At 57.3% G+C, this 17,868-nt stretch carries 14 protein-coding genes and 3 pseudogenes; 5 read left to right on the forward strand and 12 right to left on the reverse strand.

The window, feature by feature from the left end:
• Window positions 1–367: 367 nt before the first annotated feature.
• Window positions 368–688: pseudogene (locus tag ACSR87_RS15030) on the reverse strand (hypothetical protein).
• 1,851 nt (window positions 689–2,539) lie between these two features.
• On the opposite strand from ACSR87_RS15030, the gene ACSR87_RS15035 reads away from it, so the two are divergent.
• A complete protein-coding gene (locus ACSR87_RS15035) occupies window positions 2,540–3,469 on the forward strand; it encodes a carbohydrate kinase family protein (protein ID WP_498531088.1) in 930 nt (309 codons plus the stop codon).
• 20 nt (window positions 3,470–3,489) lie between these two features.
• Here the strand turns inward: ACSR87_RS15035 and ACSR87_RS15040 are convergent, their stop codons facing one another.
• Both ACSR87_RS15040 and ACSR87_RS15045 read right to left on the reverse strand, forming a co-directional pair.
• Window positions 3,490–4,284, reverse strand: coding sequence for a BtpA/SgcQ family protein (locus ACSR87_RS15040; protein ID WP_498531089.1), 795 nt, complete (start codon window positions 4,282–4,284; stop codon window positions 3,490–3,492).
• Between the two features lie 111 nt (window positions 4,285–4,395).
• Complete coding sequence (locus ACSR87_RS15045) at window positions 4,396–4,818, reverse strand: DUF8025 family protein (RefSeq protein ID WP_498531090.1); 423 nt, start codon at window positions 4,816–4,818, stop codon at window positions 4,396–4,398.
• Window positions 4,819–4,945: 127 nt separating this feature from the next.
• Here ACSR87_RS15045 and ACSR87_RS15050 point away from each other — a divergent pair, with 127 nt between their 5' ends.
• On the forward strand, window positions 4,946–6,124 hold the full coding sequence (locus ACSR87_RS15050; protein WP_498531091.1) for a PQQ-binding-like beta-propeller repeat protein: 1,179 nt from the start codon (window positions 4,946–4,948) through the stop codon (window positions 6,122–6,124).
• A 138-nt stretch (window positions 6,125–6,262) separates the two neighbouring features.
• Here ACSR87_RS15050 and ACSR87_RS15055 read toward each other — a convergent pair whose 3' ends face one another.
• From ACSR87_RS15055 to ACSR87_RS15070, 4 genes and pseudogenes are all read right to left on the reverse strand, one after another.
• Window positions 6,263–6,907 carry a twin-arginine translocation signal domain-containing protein gene (locus ACSR87_RS15055; RefSeq protein ID WP_498531092.1) on the reverse strand — a complete coding sequence of 215 codons (645 nt, stop codon included), beginning with the start codon at window positions 6,905–6,907 and terminating at the stop codon, window positions 6,263–6,265.
• 123 nt (window positions 6,908–7,030) lie between these two features.
• A pseudogene (locus ACSR87_RS15060) lies at window positions 7,031–7,392 on the reverse strand (SWIM zinc finger family protein); the annotation flags it as partial.
• Between the two features lie 210 nt (window positions 7,393–7,602).
• On the reverse strand, window positions 7,603–8,268 hold the full coding sequence (locus ACSR87_RS15065; protein WP_498531093.1) for an HD domain-containing protein: 666 nt from the start codon (window positions 8,266–8,268) through the stop codon (window positions 7,603–7,605).
• Between the two features lie 291 nt (window positions 8,269–8,559).
• Window positions 8,560–8,676, reverse strand: a pseudogene (locus ACSR87_RS15070) (ABC transporter ATP-binding protein); the annotation flags it as partial.
• Window positions 8,677–9,044: 368 nt separating this feature from the next.
• Between ACSR87_RS15070 and ACSR87_RS15075 the strand changes: the two are divergent.
• The gene (locus tag ACSR87_RS15075; protein WP_498531094.1) at window positions 9,045–9,227 is read left to right on the forward strand and encodes a hypothetical protein; all 183 of its coding nucleotides are present in this window, start codon (window positions 9,045–9,047) and stop codon (window positions 9,225–9,227) included.
• A gap of 412 nt (window positions 9,228–9,639) precedes the next feature.
• On the opposite strand, the gene ACSR87_RS15080 is transcribed toward ACSR87_RS15075, so the two are convergent.
• The 3 genes from ACSR87_RS15080 to nikR all read right to left on the reverse strand — a co-directional run bounded on the left by ACSR87_RS15080 (window position 9,640) and on the right by nikR (window position 12,150).
• Entirely contained in the window at window positions 9,640–9,927 is a 288-nt protein-coding gene (locus tag ACSR87_RS15080) for a DUF8153 family protein (RefSeq protein ID WP_498531095.1), read from the reverse strand.
• 287 nt (window positions 9,928–10,214) lie between these two features.
• Complete coding sequence (locus ACSR87_RS15085) at window positions 10,215–11,120, reverse strand: halocyanin domain-containing protein (RefSeq protein WP_498531096.1); 906 nt, start codon at window positions 11,118–11,120, stop codon at window positions 10,215–10,217.
• A 601-nt stretch (window positions 11,121–11,721) separates the two neighbouring features.
• Window positions 11,722–12,150 carry a nickel-responsive transcriptional regulator NikR gene (gene nikR / locus ACSR87_RS15090; protein ID WP_008573258.1) on the reverse strand — a complete coding sequence of 143 codons (429 nt, stop codon included), beginning with the start codon at window positions 12,148–12,150 and terminating at the stop codon, window positions 11,722–11,724.
• Window positions 12,151–12,566: 416 nt separating this feature from the next.
• Between nikR and ACSR87_RS15095 the strand changes: the two genes are divergently transcribed.
• The gene (locus tag ACSR87_RS15095) at window positions 12,567–13,793 is read left to right on the forward strand and encodes an ABC transporter substrate-binding protein (RefSeq protein ID WP_498531097.1); all 1,227 of its coding nucleotides are present in this window, start codon (window positions 12,567–12,569) and stop codon (window positions 13,791–13,793) included.
• On the forward strand, window positions 13,786–14,976 hold the full coding sequence (locus ACSR87_RS15100) for an ABC transporter substrate-binding protein (protein ID WP_498531098.1): 1,191 nt from the start codon (window positions 13,786–13,788) through the stop codon (window positions 14,974–14,976). Before ACSR87_RS15095 ends, ACSR87_RS15100 begins: the two co-directional genes overlap by 8 nt.
• 351 nt (window positions 14,977–15,327) lie before the next feature.
• Here the strand turns inward: ACSR87_RS15100 and ACSR87_RS15105 are convergent, their stop codons facing one another.
• Complete coding sequence (locus tag ACSR87_RS15105; RefSeq protein WP_498531099.1) at window positions 15,328–16,929, reverse strand: oleate hydratase; 1,602 nt, start codon at window positions 16,927–16,929, stop codon at window positions 15,328–15,330.
• Window positions 16,930–17,097: 168 nt separating this feature from the next.
• Window positions 17,098–17,751: a helix-turn-helix domain-containing protein gene (locus ACSR87_RS15110; protein ID WP_144859686.1), complete on the reverse strand. Its 654-nt coding sequence runs from the start codon at window positions 17,749–17,751 to the stop codon at window positions 17,098–17,100.
• Window positions 17,752–17,868: the final 117 nt, after the last annotated feature.

The raw sequence follows: 17,868 nt of genomic DNA on the forward strand, positions 1-17,868 counted from the left end.
TCCTCTCCTCACACCAAGAGTGTGCCGAGCACAGATGGGTTCCGCAGTTTCTATCAAGGCGCGTTGACATCCATACTTTCCTGCAGGGCGGAGTTTAGCCTTGGTTTTCCATAATGGGGGGAGAATAGGTTCCGCTACCCCTCATCGTATAAGTGTATTAGTGGAAACGGTGAGGTCTGATATTCGTCAGACAGTCTAGATAGATTCCCAACGTAGAGAAGAATGCTGTTCACTCGTTGGTTAATAGTCAACTGTGAGTAGCACCAACGTCTACTCGTGTTCGGCGAGCTAATGCGACGAGATTGCCAGCCACCACACCACTATTTCCAGTAAAATATTGTCTCTCCGTCTCACCAACAAACGAGGACTAGTTATCCGAATCGACCGGTCCTTTGTACTTGGCAAGCACTCTATCACCTGCTCACTATTGCCAGTAGTAGTATCGATTGTCGTTGATCTTTTTCTCCGTAACCGTTGCCTACGAGGGTACGTTGTCCGGACGGTCCACTGGCCGCGCTCTGACCAGGTTGCTTTCTTCGGTTTCCGCTAGCCGTGCTTCTCGTTCATGGGATTCCGCAAGCTCTTCGGCGTATCTTGCAACGTGTCGAAGGAGTTAGGGTGAGTAGTCGTCGGGGGTATCGATAATGTCGGTGGGAAGTTCTAGGGGTGTCGGTAGCTCGTAGGATATGATCACCCAACCCACGTTAACCAACAATAATTGTCAACAACCCATTTCTATTGGTTAAGATGAGGTCTTTAACTCATCTCTGAAGCCCACATCAACCTGTGCACCATTTTCAACGTCGGCCCTTCAAATCTCGAACAACCGTGTTTGCCTCCATTTACCATCTTCTAATCAAAGCACCAAGAGTTCAGAAGAGTCTGAGAGCGAGTACTCTGAAGCAAGCGTCCATACAGAACTTGAAACAGTTGTTCAACCTTTTGAGAAGACAACAACACTCAACCAGAACAGTGGATATGGATTGATGTCTAGTGAACTTAATCCTGAGATTGGCGATGATTGGCATAAATATGATCTCATCGTTACGACTACTCACTCCAAGCTAGGTCGAAGTCAGTTGGAAGGGAATTTGTGCCGGCTAAGGGATGAACACGACTCAGAACCGAATCAGAACTTGTGAGGTTCAGTCTTCTCCCACCGCGCATACCATGATTCCTGTGGTGGCTGTATATCGGGTCATTTCCTGACTGGGATGGAGGCAGAGCACAGGTGGGATGATAATCACGCAGACCCAAGTGATGATGGCCTGTCAGGATACTATCCAAATACAGTACAGAACGGGAACTATAGTAATAGCTTTTCTCTATCGCTAACGGTACTGGACCCTCTGGATCGATCGAGTTCGACTACGATCAACCAGATGTCACAGTTACTCCCCAATCGGAAGGAAATAATGCAGTATGGGATTACTCTCCTAATGGCTTCGAGTCAGGTGAAGATCTTCTTGTGAACCTCGGAAGCCAGTGTTGGATATTGGACAATATCTCGAACCTCAATGAGAGACCAGCAGTCGGGACAGTATATAACAAGGCAAAGTGGAACGAACTACCGGGGGTTTCGACGACCGCTGAGACAGAAGTGGTATACCAACACGAGCTGGAGTAGTTAAAAGCTGAAAGATATTCGTTATTTCTATCCTACTTGGTACCCGAGGCATACCGAATTTCTTCGTGGCGACTCGTTTGAATTGAACCACCGCCCTCGAACTCTGTCTCTACGGTAATTGTGACTGGGTTATCACTCCCCGCTTCAAATGTAAGAATACCTGCCAAACCCTTCTGTTTAGTCCAACTTTGCTGCCACTGGTCAACAACGTCGTTGATAATCAGATGGACCGTTGTTTGTTTCGTACCAAGTATGTCGTATCCATTTAGATCTAGCTGGGGCGACACCAACATTACCACATTCCCGTCCTTCTCGAAGAGGTCTAGTATGAATACTGTTTGTTTGACCTCGGACGGAACCCCATTTCTGACGGTACTTGATTTTACATGATGATGTGTAGTCCTTTCACTCTCGTTTTCCCCAGTAACCGCTGAGCATCCCGCGATGGCTAGGGGAGATGCAGCAACAATTCCGCACAGAAAGTCTCGTCTGCGCATTTCTAGTCTAATGGTTTTATAGTTAGATATTTATCATTTTTGCTTATTGCGAGTGGACCGTCATATGTTTCTCAGCAGAATTAACAATTACAAGGTCAAAGATCATTAACTGGTTTTAATTTCTCCCTTCAACAGTATGAGCACATTGTCTGCAGTCACAATCGGGGAGGCTCGTACCCATCCGTCACTCGACCTGAACAAGGAGTCCCGCCGGCTCCGTTGCACTCGGAGCGTCCTAGTCTAGTCAACCAACATCCGGTGATATTCGAGGCCGTGAGGCTCATAGTCGCCATAGATTCTCATGGTGATAACTATCGACGAGAACGGGTTCAACAACGAGATGGGCACGGACTCGATCCAGACCAGTAAACCGCAACCCCTGTATGTTCAAGACGTACCACCGTTGAGTAGGCGTATGTCATCGTTCGATGTCGTAACGGTCGGGAGCGCCGTCATCGACCACATCTACTCTCTGTCGAATCTACCGAAACCCGACGGTGGTGCATTTGCCCGTGAACACGCGACCGATGTGGGTGGCGTCGCTGCAAATGTCGCCTCAGGCCTCGCTGAGTTTGGGAACACGGCAGGAATCATCACACGCGTCGGGGCCGGCGATGCCGCCGAGATCGAAGCTGATCTCCAAGCACGCGGGATTGATTGTTCTCGGATGCAAGCTGGACCCGAAGAATCGTCGTACACGCTGATTCTCCGTGATCCAGATGGAGAACGAATGATCGTCGCCGGTGGCCAGAGCGTTCCGAACTTGCGACTTGATGCGCGCGATATCGAGTATGCGGGTGACGCTAGTGTGGTGTTCACGAGTGCCTATGCTCCGGATGAGGTCGTCTCGAAACTCGTGACCGCCCGCGAACGCCGTGAGATTTCGACACTCGTCTTCGACCTCGCAGGGCCACTCTCGGAACTCGAAGGCCGAGGGACAACACCGGAGACGATTGACCGACTGCTTTCTGTTGTTGATCTCTTCGTGGCCGGCGAGGTCGCCGCACACTCGTATTTTGGTGGTGGTGCCGACGAAGCCATTGCCACGCTTACGCAGCGGAACGTCTCTCGCGCGGCGATTACACAGGGAAGTGACGGGGCGCGCCTTCTCGAAGGAGACACAGTAACTGACATCCCGGCCTTCGAGGTAGACGTGAATGATACGACCGGCGCTGGCGATACCTTTACTGCGGGACTGATTCACACGTGGCTCCTCAATGACTATTCAGCACGCAACGCAGGGCGCTTTGCCGCTGCCGCGGCGGCACTCAACTGTGCTGAACCGGGTGCACGCGGCAACCTCCCATCCGAACCCGACGTTCGGGAGTTTATCGAGACGCAGTGAACCCCTGGGGACAGCGAGGCCTATCGAACGGACGCGACAAGGCGTTCGACCGCTGCCTCGTCGACGGGATTCGTCGTCTTGCCACCTTCTTTGAGCGCGGTTCCAACGATTGCGCCATCAGCGACTGAAAGCAGTTCGGGTGCCGTCTCAGGGGTGACACCGCTTCCGATCAAGACAGGGGCGTCGAGACCGCGAGCATCGCGAGCGTTGACCACTGCTTCGAGAACCGTCGTATCGACCGCCTCGCCCGTGCCAGTCCCACTCACGATGATTCCGTCGGCACCACCGCGTTCGACGAGTTCACCAACAACCTCGTTGTGTGACCGCTCGGCGAGCGGCGCAGAGTGTTTCACGTCGATGTCTGCAAGGATAGCAACGTCAGTATCGAGTTGGTCACGCAGACGCAGTGTTTCGTGTGCCATCCCCTCGACGAGACCCTGATCAGTCAGCCGACCACCGGTATGGACGTTCACGCGAACGAAGGCACCATCTGTTGCAGCGGCAATGCCGAGGGCACTTTGAACATCGTTTCGGAGGATGTTCACGCCAAACGGAATTGCAACGTTCTCACGAAGTGTTCCGGCGAGTGCTGCAACGTCAGCGACGACGTGCCGAGGTACCCGGTCTGGATAAAACGGGGCATCACCGAAGTTTTCGAGCATAATACCGTCGACACCACCTGACTCGAGTGCTGACGCATCCTCAAGAAGCCGGGTTCGAATTGCGTCCCGGTCACCCTCGAACCCAGGAGAACCAGGGAGGGGAGGTAGATGGACCATGCCAATAATTGGGGTTTCTGTGCTGAAGAGATCCATATCCGATGTGGCCGTTCGAGAGACTTAACCGTACAGATATGTGGCTCTGTGAGGACGAATGTTGGTTTCGAGCGGTATCGCGCGTTGAGGCACAGGGTTGTATTCTCGCTTTCAGGCCACCGCCACTCGGTCGACAATAATGGTCAAGCCGCCCGACGCGTAGTCAGCCTCGAAGTCGACTGCAAATGCGTCGGCCTCGTAGGCGGCGTGGTAGGCGCGGTGGCGTTCGAGTGAGCCAGTCACCTTGAAGTGGAAGAATGCGGCCGCCGTGTCGGGCTTGCTCGGTGTTTCGACCTGCGACTCGACGAATGCGGGAAGCGGGATCTGGGGCGTCTCCGTGTCGATACTCGCAGCGAATTCCTTCGCTTCCTCGACGGTTGCTTGCGAATGTGCCGGTGTCTCGTCGGTGAACACGTTCACCGGGGTTTCCGTCCCGTCGGTGAACAGGACGTCTTCGAAGGTGTGTATCCCGAGGATTGCGCCGGGGTCTAACTCGCAATCGTGGAATGGATCGTCGCCTTGTTTCTCGGGCATCAAATCACGAGCCTCCGGCGGGACTCACCCATTCCGGCCCTTGAAAAACAGCAGTTGGCTTCGAGTAACCCGCCCACCGATGGATACCCAAAACCCCTATGGGTTCTGTATCCGACGTTTCGGTCAGATGCCCTCCATATCGCGCCGTGAATACCTTGTAGTCTCAGCCACGACAGTTCTCGCGGCAACTGCCGGCTGCCAGACCAATTCGTGTACTCCGACAGATCCTGGCGTCGCGCAGTGGCCACAGACACGTGCCTCTCCGCACAATACGAACGCCGTTCCCGATCAGCCGACGCTCACGGCTGGCGGTGATTATTGGACGAGTTCCCTCGCGGACGATATCGATATCACCGGACTCGTTGCCACAAATGATACGGCTGTCGTCGTCGGTCGCACGCCTCGCGAGCAGAATGGTATCGTGACAACCGTACAACTCGACGACGGGTCCTCCGAGACGACCCACGAACTCAATCGGCGTCCAACTGGGCCGCCAGCCCTCGCGGATTCGATCGCTGTCACGCCCGTACTTGGCGACTATACCGAACCCTCGACCGGCGGGCTCGTCGCACTCGACACCGATAGCTGGACGACCACCTGGACACACGATACGGCTGGCAGACCCAATCCGCCGACCGTCGCTGACGACCTCCTCGTCGCCACGAGCGACCGAGGCGATGTAACCGCTCTTGAGGCGTCCACCGGCGACACGCGGTGGACGCGATCGTTCGGTGACGATCACCAGCGTGCAAGCATCCCGGCACCGCCGGCCATCGACAATGACTCTGTGTACATCTCGGCAGATGGCTCTGCTGCCCAAGGAATCTACGCGCTAGACCGCGAGACGGGTGAAACAAAGTGGGAAATTCCTGAGCCAGATATCCCGGAACCGCTCGTCCGCACGGGGGATGTCGTCCTCGCGAGCTACGACCGTTACGAACTCGTGGCGTTCGATGCCACCAGTGGAGACCGGCAGTGGTCAAAAGCGATGTACGATGGTGACCTGTTCGCGCCAGCGGTCGGGTACCGCCGCGTTTTCAGCGCGGACAAGAAAACCGTGTATGGGCTGGCCGTTGAGGGTGGAGACGTCCAGTGGGAACAAGCCCTCGATGTCGCAGGCCCCCCATCGGTCGTTGGGGAGTCGGTCGTCGTTCCGACGACTGACCGGACTGTCGGTCTGAGCATTGAGGACGGGAGCGAGCTGTGGACTCTGTCTGAAACATCTGCAACAGGATGTGTTCCTGTCAGTCGTGGTCTGCTTTTCACGTCTGGGGATTCGGTCACGCTGCGAACGAACTGTGAATGATTCACTGACAGCGATCGATAGTAGTGCTATCAACAAATACACCGATTCTGATATGAGTTCGTCGGCAGAGGCATCGGATCGCTTGGGTCTGCCGTACCTCCGTCTCAGACATCAAACTGAACTGCCTTCTTCGTCTTCTTAGTCATACTCGAAGGTACCTGAATCCGATGCGGTAACGGTCTCCCCAAACGTTCCTGATTCGGTTGCCTGAACCGAGAACGAACACTGCAACGTCGATGGGAGGGCTTGCGCGTCTCGAATGACGAACGGGAATTCGATCGTCCCATCGATATCAAGCTCATCCATCTCCATCACGAACTGGCGGTGTGTCGTCCCATTCTGGAACCGCTGAAAGTAGGTGTTGAAGCTGTCACTCCGCACTGGTGGGCTGACCAAGTAGGTGAGTTGGCCGTGTTGGTCCAAATAGGTATTCGGAGTGGCGAACGTCGCCGTGAACTGATCCAGCTTATAGGAGGATGACGGGTCGATACTCGCGTTGAAGGTGAACCACCGTGACGGAATTGACTCCTCCGAGTCGAATTGTGGTTTCCGCCTGATTTCGACGTACCCGATGCTCTCAGCGTCGGATTGGCCCGGGAAATCCCACGACAGTTCGTCTGCCGAGTTTTCGTGAACGACGGTATCAAGCGTTCGTGACCCAGTCCCAGGCAGTCCACTACATCCAGCAAGAGCGGCGGTGGCAACCACTCCTCCGGCAGTTAGGAACTGCCGCCGTGTTCGGTTCCCGTGATCGTTCTGTGGAGGGTGCGGGGACTCAGGCACTCATAGCAAATTGGGAAACAACTGAATTAGTGTCTTTGGTCGTACCGTTCCACTCGAAGTACTTGCGATGGCTGTTTCGGCAGATTTGACCACGGTAGCATCGGATTCGTACTGATCCCGCCTCTATGAGCGGTTCAGACTCGCCTTCTCGAAGTGTTCCGAGAGAAACGGCGTTCCCGATGCCACCCGCTCGTTGAGGAACCCGATGGCGTCAGTAACCGCATCAGCGTCGCGCTCCGCAGCCGCGACACAGTCGACGTACCCAGACTGAACGCACGCGAGAAGTGGTCGTAGGCGCCGTCGACGCGCTCCATATTGTCGTCAAGCGACTCGACGAGGGCCCGATAGACGGTCGCTGCCGACGCGTACCGCCCCTGCTCGCGGTACTCGTTCGTGAGGTTGAACCACTGCGTGAAGTCGATGGGCTCGAAGACAACGTGATACTCAGGGTTTGTCTCTTCGAACCGTCGGTCGATCGAGGCGCGAGCGAAGCGAGCAACTCGGAAAGCCGCCCGGAGCGAGCGTCTCGATGCGAACGGTGAGCAGCGCGAACCGTGAGCAAGCGGAGGGCGTCGAGCGGTGCGAGCCGTAACGGTAACACGGAAAAAGTAGACATCGGCTGCCCGCCTATCTGAAAACTCCTCGTGCTGAAATTCGTCTGCGAATTAGACAACGAACTCCTCAATACAGCTGTGTTACTGATCTACGTCCGCGTTGGTTTCGAGAGTAAACTGTTCAAAGAAGGACTCCATAAAGTCCCACCGGGATTCTCCAAGACGTTGGCCTTGGTCTGTATATAGCGCATCAAGTCGCTCGCGTGCCCAGTTACGTAAGAGTTCGATGTCCGGCAATTCTGAGCGGTCCCTGCTGAGCGTGGATGCGTCATCGATTACAGCATACTGATCGCCAGTACGTCCCGAGCGTTCACCGACGATACAGGCGAGTCGAATGAGTCCGACTGCACCGGTCGCATCGAGCTTATCAGCATCGAAGAGAAACTTTGCTTCGATCGTTTCAGGATCAGGAGAGCTTGCTCGGATGCTGTGTGCTCGGAGACAATGCTCGATTGCGTCGATTTGGTCAGGCTTCACGTCTTCAGCTTCAAGCAGGCTTGTGGCTTCGTTGGCTGCCCATTTGTCATGGTCATCAATTTCTCCGACACGTTCGAGTGGTCGACCAATATCGTGAAACCACGCAGCTGCGGCTAGAACGTTCCGGTCAACATCCTTGGGGTACTTGTCCGCAAGCTGTTGCGAAATATCGTGTACCCGTTTTGCATGGTAAATATCGTGCGCGGGGAAGGCGGCCTCGTAATACGAGCGCGATAATTCTCGAGCAAGTGGACCTAGTTCGGAGGGCATATTCTCAAAAGTCACCGCAGGGCGCTTATCCATTATGGACTACACGTCTGTCCGAACAGCTGGTTCAGTGCTAACCGAGTTCCTATCGATTCAAAAGCGAGCGACCAGCGGATCGACATCCACTCCGTATACACGGAGCGTCCGCTCGCTGGTATCACGGCAACACCACGGCGGTATCTTGCGGGTCTGTGCGCTATTCGCCGGAGGGCATCGTAGTTCCCGCAACGGGACAGAAGGAACAGAAGCTGAGCAAGCGCTTGTTCACGTCAAGTCTGACTCGATACCCGACCTACCGTTCGGGCCGAAGAAACCGTACACCTCGCCCTCGTCGACGGTAAGGTTGAGGTCGGTGGCGGCGGGCGCGCCGTCGTAGCGCTTCGTGAGGCCGCACGTCTCGATGGCGGTCATCTCCGGTCACCGCCCGCTCTGGGTGTTCGTTCGCTGGCAACGCGTATGGGCTGGAGGGCCATGCGCTCCCGTATTCTGTGAACGTGGAAAAATCTTCGCGGTACCCGGGCGACGAGGAGCAACCACATGGGTCATGAACGCCCGATGGCCTAACGAAGCGAAGCTCAGACTCTCCCGAAGAAAATCCAGCAGGCGAATATTCTCGACGCTGATGTTACGGAATGGTCGGTCGCGAGCGACGCGGAGGTCTCGTAAGCGAAGCGAACGGGAGCAAGCGGGACTGCGTCTCGCGTGGTCGCGGGACGTCGAGCGGCCGAGGGATTTCGACGGTGATGCTTTACAATCGCGTGCTTTCTATCAGAACTCGAATGTCTGACCTCTATGATGCGATTATGTCGCGGGCTGCTGACAGTGAATACATCGATCCCGAACACGTCTGGCCGCTCGGAATCGGCTGCGCCGTCGTCCTCATCGCTCTCGTCGATATTCGTGCGCTGAACCAGCTACTGGCGTCCCTTGACGGATTCACGCAGCGACGACAGTGCTGGTAATGGCGTTGAAAGGAATTGGCGCGGGGATGATGCCCATTTCGCCTACAGTACGAGCGATATTTCGTTTCGAAGCCATCGTCTATCGGAGGTGCGTGATGCGCCCCGCCACCCTCTCGCGGGGGCAACAGACACCACCGGAACGCACCCTGTCAACCTATGCACTAAATTTGATACTTCCATAGTTCCACTACCCCTGTGACGGCCCCTCGGCCTGAGAGTGCCGGCGGCCTTCGCACACTGCATATCGCCACGTTCTTTGGACGAAAACCGCGATATGCAAGACGCTATGACGGTCTCAAATCTCAGAAGAGCCCCGTCGGGCTGATTTGAGGGCGTGGAAAACACCTCGACGAGCTCGGAATTAATTCTGCCCTTTCTAAAATTGCTCGACGGGAGTCAGAAGAGCTTGATGTTACTCGTCTGCCTGGTTGCCGACCTCTGCAATGACCAGTACGATTCCGAAAACGAACAGCCCGTAGCCCGCGATACCCGCCGCGAGCGACTGCTGGAACAGGCCGACCGTGCTTCCCGCACCGATGCCGCCGCCAAGCATCCCAATCTTCCATGAGGTACCCTCGCCGGACAGGGTTCGAATCGTCTCTGCGTTGTCGAGCGCAAACGCCGTTGTCGTCCCGTATATGAGTGGAATCATTGCCATGAGACCGAGATTACCGTCGTCAACGACGGCCGTCAGCGACATTACGCCCAGACCGACAATCACCGATAGAACGTACCGAATGGGTCGTCGCACAGCGGCGTATCGTCCGAGCGTTACTTCAATGTCCGAGGTTGTCTCTTGGACGCCAGTCTTGTCAGGTTCCGAGGGTTCAACAGAGTCGGGTCGTCTGAAACTCTCTTGTTGAGTTCCGAATCAGCGATAGCATGCCGCGAGCGCGCGGACATCTTTTATGTCGGTGTTATCTTGCGAGAGACATCGAAAAAATCCAGCGCTGTCTAACTCGCTGCCGTCTCAATGAGCGGCAATAGTCATTCGACGATAATCGCTCCTTTCTGGCCGAGTGATCTGTGGGGCTGACAGGTGTAGCGATACGTTCCGCGCTGTTCGAACGTATGTCGGAAGTGGACTCCGGATTCGGGCGTAACCTGACCGGAGTGGATGTCCGAATTCAGGAACACCACGTTGTGCCCGCCGCCGGTGCCGGTCCAGTTCCACTCGACCGTCGTACCCGTCGTAATCTTCAGAACCGGGGGGTCGAACGCAAAATGACCTCTGTTGCCCCGAGTCCCGACAGAGACTGTCGCCGTGTCGACGTCGGTTCGGTCAACCACTGTACCGTCGAAGTTACTGCTGTCGACGACCCACCTGTCGACGGTCTGGTTCCCCGTCGACGGAGGTTCTTTGACGAACACGGCGCCGCGCATTCCCTCATCTCGGTGCGGTTCCGAGACGAACGGATACGTCCCTGGTTCTTCGAAGATGTAGTGATAGGATGTCCCCGATTGGGCGTTCGGTCGTCCGCTGTCGAAGGTCCCATCGAGCGCAACGATGTTGTGGAGACCGCCGTGACCGGTCCAGTCCCAGGTCACATTCGTCATGGGAGCGACTTCGATTACGGGCGGATCGAACGACAGTCCGTCCTCGACGGGGTGGCCAACCTCGATCGACGGTTGGGAACCAGGCCCGTATCGAAGCGCATCACCTCGGTAACCGTTGGCATTTGCCAGCCAGTCGTCGATTGACTCGGGGGGTGTCAGGGTTGACTCCGTGGTCGTCGTTGCAGTGGTTTCGGAGTCGTTCGTGCTCGTCGACGACGTCGTACTGGTACTGGCGGCGTTCGGTTCACGATTTGCTGTGCTACAACCAGCTATCGCCACAGTGCCAGCGAGAGCGGTGCTGCGGAGGAGTTGCCTACGAGTCGGGGACCGTTTCATTGCAGTTTGACGGTCGAGTTATTGTCAAATCAACCCGATGACGCTTCCCCAGCACTGGGAGTACGCCCACACCTACATATGTATAGAGCGTGTAAATTTAGGGTTTTAATATTAGGTGAGAGCCGCTACCGGTCGACCGATTGTCTCGGTGTGAGTGACAGAACGGGGATTCCGTGCGAAGACGAGGAAAGCGGACGCCCGATACAAGATGGGCGGGAGGACTCGCGGCATCCCTCAACTAGCGACCCCAGCCAAGGCGGCTAGATCAGAGTTCCGAGGCCTGAGCGGGAGACTTCCAAGACGGATGGCGTCGAGACAGCTAGTGTTGCATGGACGGGGAAATCGGGACGTACGCGACCGTGACAGTATCGAGCGTCCACTCCCTCCACCGAGATAGCCAGCGACTCCCGTTGCAGCAATCGTGGGTGCGCCTGCCTGCTGGAGTAGTCTTCGGCGCGAGATTTGAGCCATCGGTTTTGGCAACTCTATCGACATATCAACCGATTCTTGTGATTTCCCCATCTAGAGTTGATACTAACGAGGATTGAAGTTCGTAGATGTTGCTAGGGGCGGCGTGAACGCAGAGAAGGGCAGAACAGAATTAGTTCATGTCGGCCAGCGGGCCGAAGTCGTCGACGGGGAGAACTGAGTAGTCGATTGTGAGCGTGTCCTTCGTCGCTCGAATCTTTCCGACGAAGGTTGAGATTTCTTCGAGCGACCCTTCCAACACGAACAGCTCCATGCAATGATGGCCGCCGACGTGGCTATGGAAGTTCGATGCGACGATGTCCTCGTGCTCGTGGCGGAGGTGCATCATTTTCTCCTCGACACTTGTCGTTTCGTAATCGAAAACGACCGTGACGACGCCCATTAAGTCTCGGTCTTCGAGTTTCTTGTCCTCGAACTCACCGAGAAGGTTTCGGCTCGCCTCGCGAATTACTTCACTGCGACCAGTATAGCCGTGGTCGTCCGCGAACTGGTCGATTCGATTAAGCAATTCTTCCGGCATCGAGACGCTTACCACGCTCATATAACAACACAGGGCGGGCAAAATATTAAACATTATCATCCTCAGCTTCGGAAGAACAGTAATTGTGGTCTGCCCGCTCACGATGGAGGGGTACCAACACTCGATGAAATCGACGCCAAAGGCGAAGAAACGTCGGCGCTCCTCACCGACCGCGTACAGTTCTGTCAGCACTATTCGGGGAACGAGTCGTCCGGGTCGGTTGCAGCGAGAGTTGGCACAATCAAGTCTGTTCAGGATGGGACCGACGACGCAGTCGAGGAGATGAACGCTCCTGACGGCAGAGTGTGTCCGCGTTGCGGACCCGCTCTCACCGAGGGTGGGCCGCCGATGTGCCCACGCCGCGGTGCTCCTCGCTGATATTTTTGGCCCGCCTAAAATTCGGAACGCTTTTGCGTATTTAGGCGAGCCTAAACCACATGCCAGACGGTTCCAGCGATCACGAGACATCGACGCGACGAGACGCAATCAAGTACGGTGGGGCAGTCATCGGTGGGGGACTGCTCGCTGGCTGTATCGGACAGTCAAACTCTGCGTCACCGTTGACTGAGACAACCGCGAACGACTCGTCAACCGCGACGAAGACCACAGAACCGGAGGTGGAGAGTTATTCGGTGACGATGGCACCAACCGGTACTGTCGGACTCGACGAGGTTCCCCAGAACGTATTCACCATTCTCGTTCACCACGCAGACATGGTCGTCGCTCTCGGTCACGGTGATGCCCTCAATGCGATGTACAGTCCGTCCAACTTCGAGGGCAATTACGACAAGCTTCTCGAACGGCTCAATGGAGTCTCGGTCGATTGGTCGGAGCTCTACAACTCGTGGAATCCGGACAAGGAAACCCTGTACGAACTCGACAGTGACCTCCACCTAGCCGACCCGGCATACGTCTCGACAATGGATGCGTGGGACACCGCGGATGTCGAGGAAGTCCAAACGGAAATCGCCCCCTGGTTCGGGAACTCCCTCAGTCGGAACCACAGCGAACCGCCGGCAGACTGGGCAGACCAGTACCAGTATTATTCCCTCTGGGATATTTTCGGCAAAGTAGCGCAAGTCTTCCAAGAACAGGAGCGGTACGAAGCGCTCTCTGACGTCAAAACTAATCTCGACTCGGCAATCTCGTCGAGTCTCCCAGCAAGCGATAACCGGCCGCAAACGGCGCGAGTCATGACGACTCCGGAGCTGGATACCATCTGGACCTTCCACATGAACGGCCCGGGATTCATTCGGTCGCACACGCGTCCATTCGGCGTCCCCGACGCACTCTCGGATGTGGAAGAGAGCAGCACGATTGACCTGGAGACCCTCGTCGAGACCGATCCGGAAGTCATCCTCGTCGAAAACGCGTTTGCCAGGAGCGGCGATTGGCGAGCAGTAAAAAAGGAGTTCCACAACGACCCGGTTGCGGGAGAAATTTCGGCAGTGAAAAACGACCGGGTGTATCCGCTCAGCGCCCGGTACGGCGGCCCAATAATGAACCTCTTCCAGTTAGAGATGGTCTCCAAACAGCTGTATCCGGAGCAGTTCGGTGAGTGGCCTGACTACGACGGTGGTCCGTATCCCGACTTTTCCAAGGGGGAACAACTGTTCGACCACCAGCGCGTCGCAGACATTATTCGGGGTGATACCGATGCATAGCAATTTCGTCGAAATGCCGACGCGCAGAGACGTGGTCAAAGGCAGCGGCGCAGTTCTAGGCAGTACGGTACTCGCCGGCTGTGCAAGCGATACCTCTGACCCACCCCAAACTGAACCGCCCCAAACCACCGGAACGGACAGGACCACCACAGCCCAATCGCTCTCGGCGGCGCTCCAGCCTGTCGGTGAGATCGAACTCGATTCAGTCCCGGAACACATCTTCACCGATTTGACCCATCACGCGGGGATGGCGCTTGCAGTTGGCCGAGCCAATGCCGTCAACGCGACCTGGGGCGGTGACGCAGCCACCCAGATGTGGAACAGTTATCTCGAACGGCTCGACGGCGTCTCCGTCGAGTGGAGCGACCTCCCGAACTCATTCAACCCGGATAAGGAACTGCTCTACGAACTCGACAGCGACCTCCATCTCGCAGATCCCGCATACATGACGTGGATGGACTCGCTGACTCGTTCCGACATCACTGAGATCGAAGAGAACGTCGCGACGTGGTTCGGCAACACGTTCAGCAACACACACGGTACTCCACCCGAAGGATGGGCTGACGCATACGAGTATTATACGCTGTGGGGGATCTTCGAGCAAGTCGCCAATCTCTTCGGAGCCGGAGAGCGGTACAGAGCGCTTGCTGAGATTCACACCTCCGTGCTCGCGTCGATCAAGCAAAACCGTCCGTCCCCAGACAGCCGGCCGACGGCAGTAACTTTCAAGGTGGTCGACGAGTCACTGTGGGCCTACCCCCTCAACGCACCGGGTTTCACCTACGCACATACACGTCCGCTCGAAGCGAGAGAGGCGTTCCCAGACCTATCGAGTAGCCGCCAGATCGATTACGAGATACTGCTCGAAACCGATCCCGATGTGATCCTCGTCGCCGAAATGATGGGCCAAGAAGGGATCGAGGATATCCGGACGATGTTTGAGGAAAACCCCGTCAGCCAGCAGGTTAGTGCAGTTACGAACGGCCGCGTGTACGCTGGCGGCGTACGTAATCAAGGCCCGATCATCAACCTCTTTCAGCTGGAGATGACCGCCAAACAGCTCTATCCCGACGCCTTCGGCGAGTGGCCTACGTACACGGGTGGACCATACCCCGATATTCCGGACAGCGAGCAACTATTCGACCGCGAACAGGTCGCGAATATCATCAACGGCGACTTCTAACTAAGGTTTGACCCCAGGACCCAGGACCCTCAACGGGCAGAAAGCGGGTCTACCGAACGTCCGATTCGTTCTCGATGTTGCTGAACGTAAGTCGCGGATCAAAATCAGCCTCCGAGGTTGTGGATCGGTGATAATGCAACAGCCGCACTCACTAGCTCTCGAAGTTCGAGAAGAGCCCAGAAGTCATCAGTAATCAGGAACGCTGCATCCACCTCGCGGACCGCGGTTACGCAACTGGCTTCACCATCGTCGATTCGGCTCGTTGCGAACACAGATATCGCCGTCGAGGAGTTCGAACGCCAACGGTGCGAGACGGCCGCTGAATCCGAGCCAGCGTCGTCTCCGAGGTCGCTATCTGAAGGCGGCCCGTACCGTGTCGAGAAGTACGTCGGGCTCGTACTGATGGGTGCTCACCGGCGGCACATCGCCCTCGGCGTCGAACAGTTCGTGAACCGCTATCAGTGCCGAGCGAACCGAGTACTCGACGGTGAACACCACGTCGTCGGGAACCTCGGCGAACTGGCCGAGGAACGCGAGGTTGTTCGATCCCGCAGGGACGACCCCGGGGCGGTCACCGGGCGTCCGCGGCATGAACTGACTCGTGATGAACGGCATCATACAGGGGATACAGGTGGCCGTCCCGCGTAGCTCTTCGAGACGGTCGGTGTAGCCGAGGTGGTGACAGAGCTCCGCCAGAATCTCCTCGCCCGTACAGTCCTCCATCTTCTTGTTCACGTGATTCCCGCGTTCTTCCGGGAAGAGACCGTACCCCCAGATGACCTTCACGTCATCCGGTTGGTTCGCGAAGTGGGGCTGGACGGCGGTGACGATGGAGAGCAGCCAGTTCGACTCCGTGAACGTCACGAGCGCGTTCCCCGGCTCTTCGCGGGTGACCTCCACGACGTGTTCGAGGAAGTCCGGCTCGCGGAGTGTGAGCGTGAACGACTCCCACTTCGACTCAGACACGTGGTTGGCGAATACCGAAGGGTTCCCGAACTCGGGGAAGTCGTCCGCGAGTGCCTTCCAGAGTTCGAACGACGTGCCGCTGTCGTGCAGGTCGGGGGCCTCGGTCATCGACCCGAGGCTCAGTGCGTCCGTCATCGACCCATTCGTCACGAAGACGACGTCGGTCGGCTCGACGGTGATAGTGCCGGCGGAGCCGTTTTGGTCCTCGTAGCGGATGGTTTCGACCGTCTTTCCCGCGCGGGCCGGGACGATATCGAGGTCAGTGACGGTGTGGCCACCCAAGAAATCGACGCCGCGTGCCTCCAGCCAGCGCCGGAGCGGTCGTACTACGGAGTCGTACTGGTTGTACTTCGTCCGCGACACGCCGCTCAGCGTGTGGAGTCGGGGGAATTCCCGTGTGAACCGCTGCATGTACCGGCGCATCTCCGCCACGCTGTGCCACGGCTGGAAGGCGAACGTCGTCGCCCACAGATACCAAAACGTGGTATCGAAGAAGGTCTCGTCGAACCACTCCTCGATGCGTGTCTCGCCGAGTCTCTCCTCGGGAGTGAGAAGGAGGCGGAGCAGCGATAGACGGTGTTGCGTCTCGAACCCGTAGGAGGAGACATCGAGTATCTCTTGGTCCGCGCCGACGAGTCGGGCCTCGGCGTACGTCTCGTGGTTCTCGTTGAACTCGTCCATCTCCTCCCTGATGGTCGTGTCGGGGTCTTCGAGCGACGGGATCGACCGGAAGAGGTTCCACGTACACTCGTAGGTCGGAAAGTTGAACATGCGGCCGCCGGGTAGGACGTAGCCCTCCTCGGGGGTCCCGCGCCCGTCGAGCGCGCCGCCGAACACCTGCCGCTTTTCCAGCACGTGAACGTTCTCGCCCGGTATCTCGGTGTCTCGAAGGAGGAACGCGGCCCCGGCGAGAGACGCGATGCCGCCGCCGACGAAGTAGGCGTCGCGTTCGGCCGCGTCCGCTTCGGTGCCGACCGTATCGGTCACGCGCAGGTCACCCCGTCAACCGTCGTCATGCGGCGGCCTACCCGCCGGTTCGGGTGGCGTCCGACGCCGTCGGCGGGGAGGTTTCGCAGCCGTGGTTGTAGCTTCGATGCCATGTCTATATCCCGGGGGCGTGCGGCGATAAGTACTGACTCTAACCTGTTGTGGTGTTTAAGATGTCTTTTTATCTGAGGCGACGGTGTGCCGGACGAGTCGGTCTTGTGCCCGCCGGAGTCGCTCGGAGACGGACGGGGCGGTGACGCCGAGTTCGGCCCCCAACTCCGCCAGCGAAGTCGTTCGCGGAACGGAGAAGTAACCCGCCTCGTGGGCGGCGAGCAGCGTTTCGCGCTGTTTCGCGGTGAGTCCGTACTCGTTGCTGTCCGAGGGGGCGACGTCGACGACGCGGTCGAGTCGGAACGTGATGCCGTTTTCTTCGCAGTCCTTGTTGAACTCGGCGAGCGTCGCTCGGTCGGAGAACCGCGTCCGCACGTCCCATCCGCTCGGGGTTATCGTCGCTGAGATGGGGGCGGTGTCCAGCCGGATGAACTCCGTGTAGATGGCCGGCGGCCGCTCCGAGAGTTCGACGCGATAGAGACGGCGGTCCACAGTCGACCCGAGCACGCTGTGAGTCGCCACCGACGCGTCCCGTAACGCCGCGTCGACCGAGTCCAACCGGCCGCCATCAGCCCAGAAGATGAGCACCGGTCGGCTCCGCGCGGACGTCAGCGTGTTCTCTACCCGGAGGGTCACGTCCGGTACGGCGGCGGCGACGTCGGTCAGCGGCAACCGCTCCGAGACGAGACGACACTCGACGACGAGGGTCATGGTCAGTGGAAGACGACGGACGAGGTCCCCAAAAGTCCTGAGGTCAGAACGCCTCGGCTCGCTCTGTTTGATGAACCCGCGTTGACTTCGTGTCGACATCGATCACCGCCGACGCGT

Source organism: Haloferax sp. SDI50 (genome assembly GCF_059802635.1).

Excerpts from the sequence above, each read along its gene's own strand:
- ACSR87_RS15035 (WP_498531088.1), top strand. The coding sequence starts at position 2,540 with ATGTCATCGTTCGATGTCGTAACGGTCGGGAGCGCCGTCATCGACCAC.
- ACSR87_RS15040 (WP_498531089.1), bottom strand. The coding sequence starts at position 4,284 with ATGGATCTCTTCAGCACAGAAACCCCAATTATTGGCATGGTCCATCTA.
- ACSR87_RS15045 (WP_498531090.1), bottom strand. The coding sequence starts at position 4,818 with ATGCCCGAGAAACAAGGCGACGATCCATTCCACGATTGCGAGTTAGAC.
- ACSR87_RS15050 (WP_498531091.1), top strand. The coding sequence starts at position 4,946 with ATGCCCTCCATATCGCGCCGTGAATACCTTGTAGTCTCAGCCACGACA.
- ACSR87_RS15065 (WP_498531093.1), bottom strand. The coding sequence starts at position 8,268 with ATGCCCTCCGAACTAGGTCCACTTGCTCGAGAATTATCGCGCTCGTAT.
- ACSR87_RS15075 (WP_498531094.1), top strand. The coding sequence starts at position 9,045 with ATGTCTGACCTCTATGATGCGATTATGTCGCGGGCTGCTGACAGTGAA.
- ACSR87_RS15080 (WP_498531095.1), bottom strand. The coding sequence starts at position 9,927 with ATGTCGCTGACGGCCGTCGTTGACGACGGTAATCTCGGTCTCATGGCA.
- ACSR87_RS15085 (WP_498531096.1), bottom strand. The coding sequence starts at position 11,120 with ATGAAACGGTCCCCGACTCGTAGGCAACTCCTCCGCAGCACCGCTCTC.
- nikR (WP_008573258.1), bottom strand. The coding sequence starts at position 12,150 with ATGAGCGTGGTAAGCGTCTCGATGCCGGAAGAATTGCTTAATCGAATC.
- ACSR87_RS15095 (WP_498531097.1), top strand. The coding sequence starts at position 12,567 with ATGCCAGACGGTTCCAGCGATCACGAGACATCGACGCGACGAGACGCA.
- ACSR87_RS15100 (WP_498531098.1), top strand. The coding sequence starts at position 13,786 with ATGCATAGCAATTTCGTCGAAATGCCGACGCGCAGAGACGTGGTCAAA.
- ACSR87_RS15110 (WP_144859686.1), bottom strand. The coding sequence starts at position 17,751 with ATGACCCTCGTCGTCGAGTGTCGTCTCGTCTCGGAGCGGTTGCCGCTG.